This window comes from Mesorhizobium sp. M1365 (assembly GCF_040317865.1).
Classification (GTDB): domain Bacteria; phylum Pseudomonadota; class Alphaproteobacteria; order Rhizobiales; family Rhizobiaceae; genus Mesorhizobium.
The window spans coordinates 22,232-28,579 of sequence record NZ_JAMYLG010000056.1 but is presented as its reverse complement, the minus strand read 5'-3'; the positions used below and the strand labels follow the sequence as shown (position 1 = coordinate 28,579).

Here is a 6,348-nt window from a genome sequence, read left to right as displayed (position 1 = left end):
CCACCTTGCGCGCCTCATCCAGAAGCGAGAGCTGAAGTCGCAGTGCGAAATTGCTTCTTCTCATGTCTTTTTCTCCAATCCTCTCAGCGCCTCACTTGGCGACAGGACCATGATACCGAAGCGCTCGGCCAGCTTGCCGAAGTCGCGTAGGTTGAACGTCACTATAGCATCCGCCCGTCCGTTTACCGCCGCTTCCAGCACCATGTCGTCGTCAGGGTCGCGCACGGCGGGCCGCCAGAGAAAGAGAAGGCGAACCGGCTCGGCGACGGACGCCACGGCATCTAGCAACGCGTTCACATCCTCAGCCGACAGGCCGGAAGCCTCAAGGTGCTCGGGCCTCGTCATGACCGCCTCGTACTCGATCATCACCGGCACCGAAGCAATGAGCGTCAGCCGGCGTTCCAAAGCCGCCACCAACAGTTGGCGCGAGGCACCAGCGTCACTTCGGATCGCCGCCACCATGGTCGCCGTATCGAGAAGCAGTCTCATGCAGGCATATTGGATATCGCGTGCGATATTGCAAGAGGACCGAGCTTTTGGCAATTTGGCCCGGCTTCGGGATCCCAAATCGCAGCGCGCAAGTATTTGCACGCCACACTACGACAGCGCGGCAACTGAACTTGTCTTGCTGATCATCACGCCGCTCAATGCCCTCGATACACACAGAAGAGCGGGCATGCCATGCTGGACGAGGCCAAACCTGGGAACGACAAGATTACAGGGCTGACATGTCGGCACGAGATATGGTTGATCGGCGGATGACCTCGACCACGAAGTCCAGATAGGCGGCCTTGTCCATGAGCATTAGCCGATCATTTGGCGCGGGCCCAGAATGCTCCTGTACGCGCTCACAGAGGCGTTCCCGCATCTCCCGGTTCAAGGTGATAAAGTCGCTCCCGACATAGCGGCCTGTGCCACGCTCGGCCATTAGGGCGAAAGCCGGCTTTCCGGGTTCACGCTCGACGCCGAGCAACTCGTATTCATCGATGCTGTAAGCCTTTGGTCTTGAGCCAAGCCGTCGAATTGCCGCTCCGGTATTTGCTGTCCTTGCGCCTCGACACCATGCCTTCGAGCCCCGCCTGGTCTATCAGGTGGGAAGATCGCCTTAGCCTCGCCGGGAAGCGCCTGGCTGAATTGGATACGGCCACCGTCCGGGATCATCTCGGCAAGGATCTCGCGGCGGTCCTCCAGCGCCATGTCGCGCAGGTCGTGACCATTGAGATGCAGAAGATCGAAGGCGACGAATAGAGGTCGTGCTGGCGTCGGGTGATGGCTTTCCGCAAGGCTCCGAAGTCAGACAGGCCAGTCTCGTTCAATACGACGATCTCACCGTCGATGATGGCGCTTTCCACGTCCAGTTCAGCGGCGGCCTTTGCGAGGGCGATGCCGATGGCGAAACTGTCCGAACGCGACACGATCACGATGACTGGCGAGGTGACGCTTGTTCATGATGACGGGACCGGCACGGTTCGGCTTCACGGCTACGACGTTCCGTGACGGCGCGCGGGGAACGCCTCGCAGAAATACCGGACCTCTCCACCGCGTCCGCCCTCGGCAATCGCGACAGCATGCTTGGCTTTCGACACATCGACACCGACGTAAAAAACGTTATCTTGCTCCATGGCTCGTCCTTTCTTCGCTTGGGGCTCGGCTCGGCACTCCCGAGCAACCCCCGTTTGCTTAACAGCTGCAAAGACTAAGGGCGGGCGGCCGCTCAGACCACGGTCATAACGTCTAATAGCCATCGCAACCTTACCCGCCAAATCGTCCTTGTTGCGCCAATATTGACGAGCTTCTTTTCATATAGCTTTCGGAATCTCTCGAGTTTGGCCTTTTATCGAACTCGACCTTTTCCGCGGCCCACGTCTTGCGAGCACCGCCTTCGAGCAAAAACGCCACCGGTAGACACGCCTTGGGCGACGGCGTACTCGTACTCCTCTGGGTGTAGTTCTTACCCTTCAACTCTGAGCCGTACCGCTCTGCTACGATGAGTACGTAGTAGTCGCTGTCATCGATGCGCCGCTTGATGTAATCCCATTGAGTGTCGTCGCTGGCTTGGAATGCCTCCATCCCACAGGAATATGCCCGAGGTTAAGAACGGACTCGATGACCGACCGTCTTTCGTCCACCAAATCGGCGTAGGTCGAGCTGACGAAGATCTGGTATTTAACGTCCATGCGGCTTCACCCCTTCGATCCGCCCTTGTAAGTCTGCAAGCAGGCTGGGGATAACGCCGTGCCCGCATCAAGAAGCCGAGTCATGATTCTTGCAAGGGGTGAAGCGATCAAAGCCCGACCCGCGCGCTGGCACGCTAGGTTGCCCGGTTTGCCGGAAGGAATAATCACTTGCGGCCGAGGAGCATGAAACGTGCGGTGCCCCCCGCCGCAGCGACAGCCTTCGCTATTCCTTCTTGTCGACCAGCGCCCGTAGTGCCGAGACGTCATGCAGCAATAACCTGCTGCCGCGCTTTTCGATCAGGCCTCTCTTGGCGAGGTCGCTCATTTCGCGCGAGACCGCTTCCCTGTGCGTGCTCATCGTTGCCGCCAGCTCGGAATGCGTCGGTGCCGGGCTTATGGACACCTCGCCGTCCACGAGTGCGGCTTTCTCCGCCCGATGCAGGAGCTCGACGATCAGCCGTTTTCGCACGACCAGAGTGCTGTATTCGAATACCCGCTCGGTCATGCGCCGGAGCTGGGCAGACAGATGCTCAAGCAGCATCCAGGCAAAAGTCGGGTGGGTCATCACGATATCCCGGAATGCTGTGCCGGACAGCCGTGCAGCGCGGGTTGCCTCCAGCGCGACTACGCTGGCAGAGCGTGCAATCCCGTCAATGCCTCCGAGCTCCCCGAAAATGTCGCCCGGTTCGACATCGCGATACGCTATCTCCCTGCCGTCCGCTGAAACCAGTGTCACGCGAGCCCGTCCTTCCAGCAGGAAGAAGACATCGCGACCAGTGTCGCCGTGGGAAATGATTAGCTCGTTGTGTCGATAGCTGCGCTCGTGCCACCGTTTGGTCAGCGCGGCGAGGTCGGCATCGCAAAGTCTTGAGATGAAGGCCAGAGAGCCTGTCACAACGGTCTCTTGTTCAATCAAGTGTACTTCACCTTACTCCCTATCCAAGGAAATTTGATGGCCGCAGGCCCCGCTTTCCGGGATGCAAACTGGGAGCGGATTTCGCCAATGGTTTCCCCGGTGTGGGAATTCCCACAGCCGAGCCTGGTTCGACTGTCATATCCTTGTTGCAACGTCAGGCCCGCCGGCTCGTGTGAAAGCCGGCGAAGGGAAAGGGAACAGTCATGAAATTCTTGGCTCCCGTCACAAAACTTGCTGCGGGGTTTCGCAAATTCGTCGCGCCGCGCTACCGCCCGGAGCTTTATTACATGCGTGGCCCGGGGCCAGCCACCGCCCGCCGTATGGGCACGCCGCGGCAAAACCAGTCCATCGACCACTACGCCTAATTTGCCTCGCGGACGGCTGACGCTCTCGCCCGGAGTGCCGTTCGCGCCGTTCCGTACCGGTCAATTCAGATCAATGAAGTGACGATCTGATCATGGTTATAATTCATGCTGCCGCCATTGGTCCATTTCGCAGGTGGTTACGCCTCCGCGCCGAGCGAAAAGCTCTCTTGTCGGCAACGGACCAGTTGAGCCGTTTACCCGATGACGTCCTTGGCGACATCGGCATCTCACGTGACGAAATCATGTGCGATTTGCGAAGCCGCGCCATCCGTCATGCGGAGGCAGGCGCGGCCGGCACGACGATCGAGCGCACCAGGATCGCTTCGGCCTCGATCCCGAAACGGTTGGCCGCCGGCAGTGGCTACACCTCGGCCGAGATCCCCTTTGGCTGGTCCACGAGCGCGCGATCGAGCCTTACATCGGCTTCGACAAGCAGCGGCGCGCGGACGGGACCTTCGAACGGCACTACACCTGCGACCCCAAGGACTGAATGTTGACCGACGGGAGCTGGGGAGGATCTCAAAATGATCATGTCAGTTGTTAAGTCCCTCGCGCCTGTGACGCTCGGCACCGTGCTGATCGCAATCAGTCCGGCTTCATTGTCGGCTTCTGACGCTCAGGACCTTGCGTTCGCTCACGCTGACATGCCAATCAAACAGCTGAAAGACGTCTATTTGGATTGCGAGCGGGGAGGCCGCCGGTGCGCTGGGGACGGAAGACGTGATGTACTGTTCGATGCGTGAGTTCCGACTAGGCGCGCGATAGCAGTTTGCGCATAATCAACGATGCATGGCCTTCTGCACCGTGCGACGCGGCCCTGCGATCGACCACTTCGAACATGTTTGGACCGCGCACTTCGCCGATCAGCGCAGTAACCAACCCGCGGAGTTCCGCGAGCGACAGCCTTCAAACGAATCAGTCGGTGGTAGCGTCACGCATAGGGTGAATCACGAACGCGCTCGCCTGCAAACCCCTTCGCCCGGAAATCTGCCCCGGTTACGCGGTTCGCCAGCAGACTGAGAAGGAGCGGCTTCAGCCGATCGCCGATGCTTTTTGTTATCTTTGTGCTTAATGGCAGCTTTGCGCCCCGATTTCGGCCGTTCGACTATATCGTTCGAACTGCCGAAAGCCTAGCAGTCGCCCAACTGGTTCAACCTTCCGCCACGGCTGGGCAGAGGAGGGCGTGCAAAACGGTAGGCGCGACTAAGAAACGGTCGCGGTTGGAGTCGGTAGAGGGATACCGCCGATACAGTGCTGTAACCGAGTTCGTTTGCTGACGGGACTTCTTAATCGGCGCAAATAGGTCCGACTCTAACCTCCGCAACCAGTTCCAGCATAAATCACTAATAGTCACGATCTGATCAAAGCCCCGCCGGAAAAAACGGCAAGGCATTTCCCACGGCAGGTTTGGCGAAGCGCGGAAGGGCACTCTGCCGCCCAGAGTAAGCGGCCTGCACGCAAGAGGGACCCTTTTCCAAGCGCGGTGTTCGAATCCCTCCCTCTCCGCCATACGACATTGTTTACGTTGATAAAAATACAAGAATAGATTGCGCGTCCGCCATAAAGCCCGCCAACCGAAAAAGGCGTATTCGCGGCACGTCAGCTTACGACACAAATATGCGGGGTTGATGCTTCGAGCTGGGAGATGGCAGAGATCAACTTCGGCTTCGCTAAGCGAAGTCGTGGGATTCATGCGACAGCGGAATTAGGATATGCGACGAGCACCCCGTGCCGGGTCAACCTCGCCGTCGGGAAGTACCGATCGGTGCGGAACCGAGCGGATTCACGCTTGTCGGCAGCGGACGGCGGCGGTGGCGGTCAGCATCCGAGCAGGCTCCCAATTAACGAGACAAACGTCCAGAGCGGAGGGACTTCGCCAGCCTGAACGACCGCTCTCCTCGGCTTAGTCAAGCATACCTACGGAATGATGCGCCTGGCCGGTGACAAATGAATCTCTGCTGGCCTCCGATGATATGGGGAGGCGCTCGCAAATCGCGCCCTACGCGCGGGTTGATCGGTTGATCAACATCAAAGCGGCGCTAAATATGACGGCGGTGGTCACGGTGGCTCGAGTGTCAGCAGATGTGGTAAGGTTGAGTGTCGGCGAGTAGCAGAGGTCCAGCAACAATGACTTTGAGGCGAACCAGAGCTTACGGCGCATCCGGCTTGGTTCTAGCGGTTTGCACTGTGTTTGCTTGGCAGAACGCCACTGCTGCTCACAATTGCGACGCAGCCGCGACGCCTGGCGTCAATTGGCACGAGTGTGACAAGAAGCTTCTCATCCTAGAAGGACAAGACCTGAGCGGAGCGAACCTGTTCGGTGTTGATTTCACTTCGACCGACCTCAGGAACAGCAATCTCCTTGCGGCAAATCTTGAGAAGGCAACGCTTGTGCGTGCTTCCCTGGCCGACTCGACCGCCAAAGGCGCCCGGTTCGACAGAATCGAGGCCTACAGGACCGACTTCAGCCGTATGGACGCGCAGGGCGCTGTGTTTGCGAGCGCGGAAATACAGCGCTCGAATTTCCAGGGCGCCAATCTGACCAATGTTGATTTCACAAAGGCAGAATTGGGGCGTGCGCAGTTCCATGACGCCGATATCAGCGGCAGCCGCTTCTCGTTTGCCAATCTCGCACGGGCGGACTTCCGAGGAGCGACGTTCACCGCGCCGATAGACTTTGACCGCGCCTTTTTCTTTCTGACCCGTATCGAGGGCGTCGATCTTTCCAATTCGGCGGGTCTGTCCCAGTGGCAGCTCAACATGGCTTGCGGAGACGCCCGGACCGAGTTGCCTTCTGGCTTGACGAGGCCTGAAGATTGGCCCTGTCAATTCCAGCAGGAATAGTTGTCGGCAAGCGAACTGTGCAATGCTGCACCCGACAGGATTTGAA

General features: G+C 58.9%; 7 protein-coding genes and 1 pseudogene. 4 read left to right on the top strand and 4 right to left on the bottom strand.

The genetic code is table 11. The features are described 5' to 3' along the window. Positions 1–60: 60 nt before the first annotated feature. The 4 genes and pseudogenes from NKH04_RS30590 to NKH04_RS30575 all read right to left on the bottom strand — a co-directional run bounded on the left by NKH04_RS30590 (position 61) and on the right by NKH04_RS30575 (position 3,072). A complete protein-coding gene (locus NKH04_RS30590; protein WP_352474560.1) occupies positions 61–489 on the bottom strand; it encodes a putative toxin-antitoxin system toxin component, PIN family in 429 nt (142 codons plus the stop codon). 438 nt (positions 490–927) lie between these two features. After that, positions 928–1,197: a hypothetical protein gene (locus tag NKH04_RS30585; RefSeq protein WP_352542933.1), complete on the bottom strand. Its 270-nt coding sequence runs from the start codon at positions 1,195–1,197 to the stop codon at positions 928–930. A 555-nt stretch (positions 1,198–1,752) separates the two neighbouring features. Then, positions 1,753–2,177 (bottom strand): annotated as a pseudogene (locus tag NKH04_RS30580) (DUF4062 domain-containing protein). 223 nt (positions 2,178–2,400) lie between these two features. Next, the gene (locus NKH04_RS30575; protein WP_029356805.1) at positions 2,401–3,072 is read right to left on the bottom strand and encodes a Crp/Fnr family transcriptional regulator; all 672 of its coding nucleotides are present in this window, start codon (positions 3,070–3,072) and stop codon (positions 2,401–2,403) included. A gap of 224 nt (positions 3,073–3,296) precedes the next feature. Between NKH04_RS30575 and NKH04_RS30570 the strand changes: the two genes are divergently transcribed. The 4 genes from NKH04_RS30570 (at position 3,297) to NKH04_RS30555 (ending at position 6,302) form a co-directional block, all read left to right on the top strand. Next, a complete protein-coding gene (locus NKH04_RS30570) occupies positions 3,297–3,458 on the top strand; it encodes a hypothetical protein (protein ID WP_167522729.1) in 162 nt (53 codons plus the stop codon). 244 nt (positions 3,459–3,702) lie between these two features. After that, positions 3,703–3,948 carry a hypothetical protein gene (locus NKH04_RS30565; RefSeq protein ID WP_352542936.1) on the top strand — a complete coding sequence of 82 codons (246 nt, stop codon included), beginning with the start codon at positions 3,703–3,705 and terminating at the stop codon, positions 3,946–3,948. A gap of 34 nt (positions 3,949–3,982) precedes the next feature. Then, entirely contained in the window at positions 3,983–4,201 is a 219-nt protein-coding gene (locus NKH04_RS30560) for a hypothetical protein (protein WP_352542932.1), read from the top strand. Positions 4,202–5,585: 1,384 nt separating this feature from the next. Continuing rightward, complete coding sequence (locus NKH04_RS30555) at positions 5,586–6,302, top strand: pentapeptide repeat-containing protein (protein ID WP_352456374.1); 717 nt, start codon at positions 5,586–5,588, stop codon at positions 6,300–6,302. Positions 6,303–6,348: the final 46 nt, after the last annotated feature.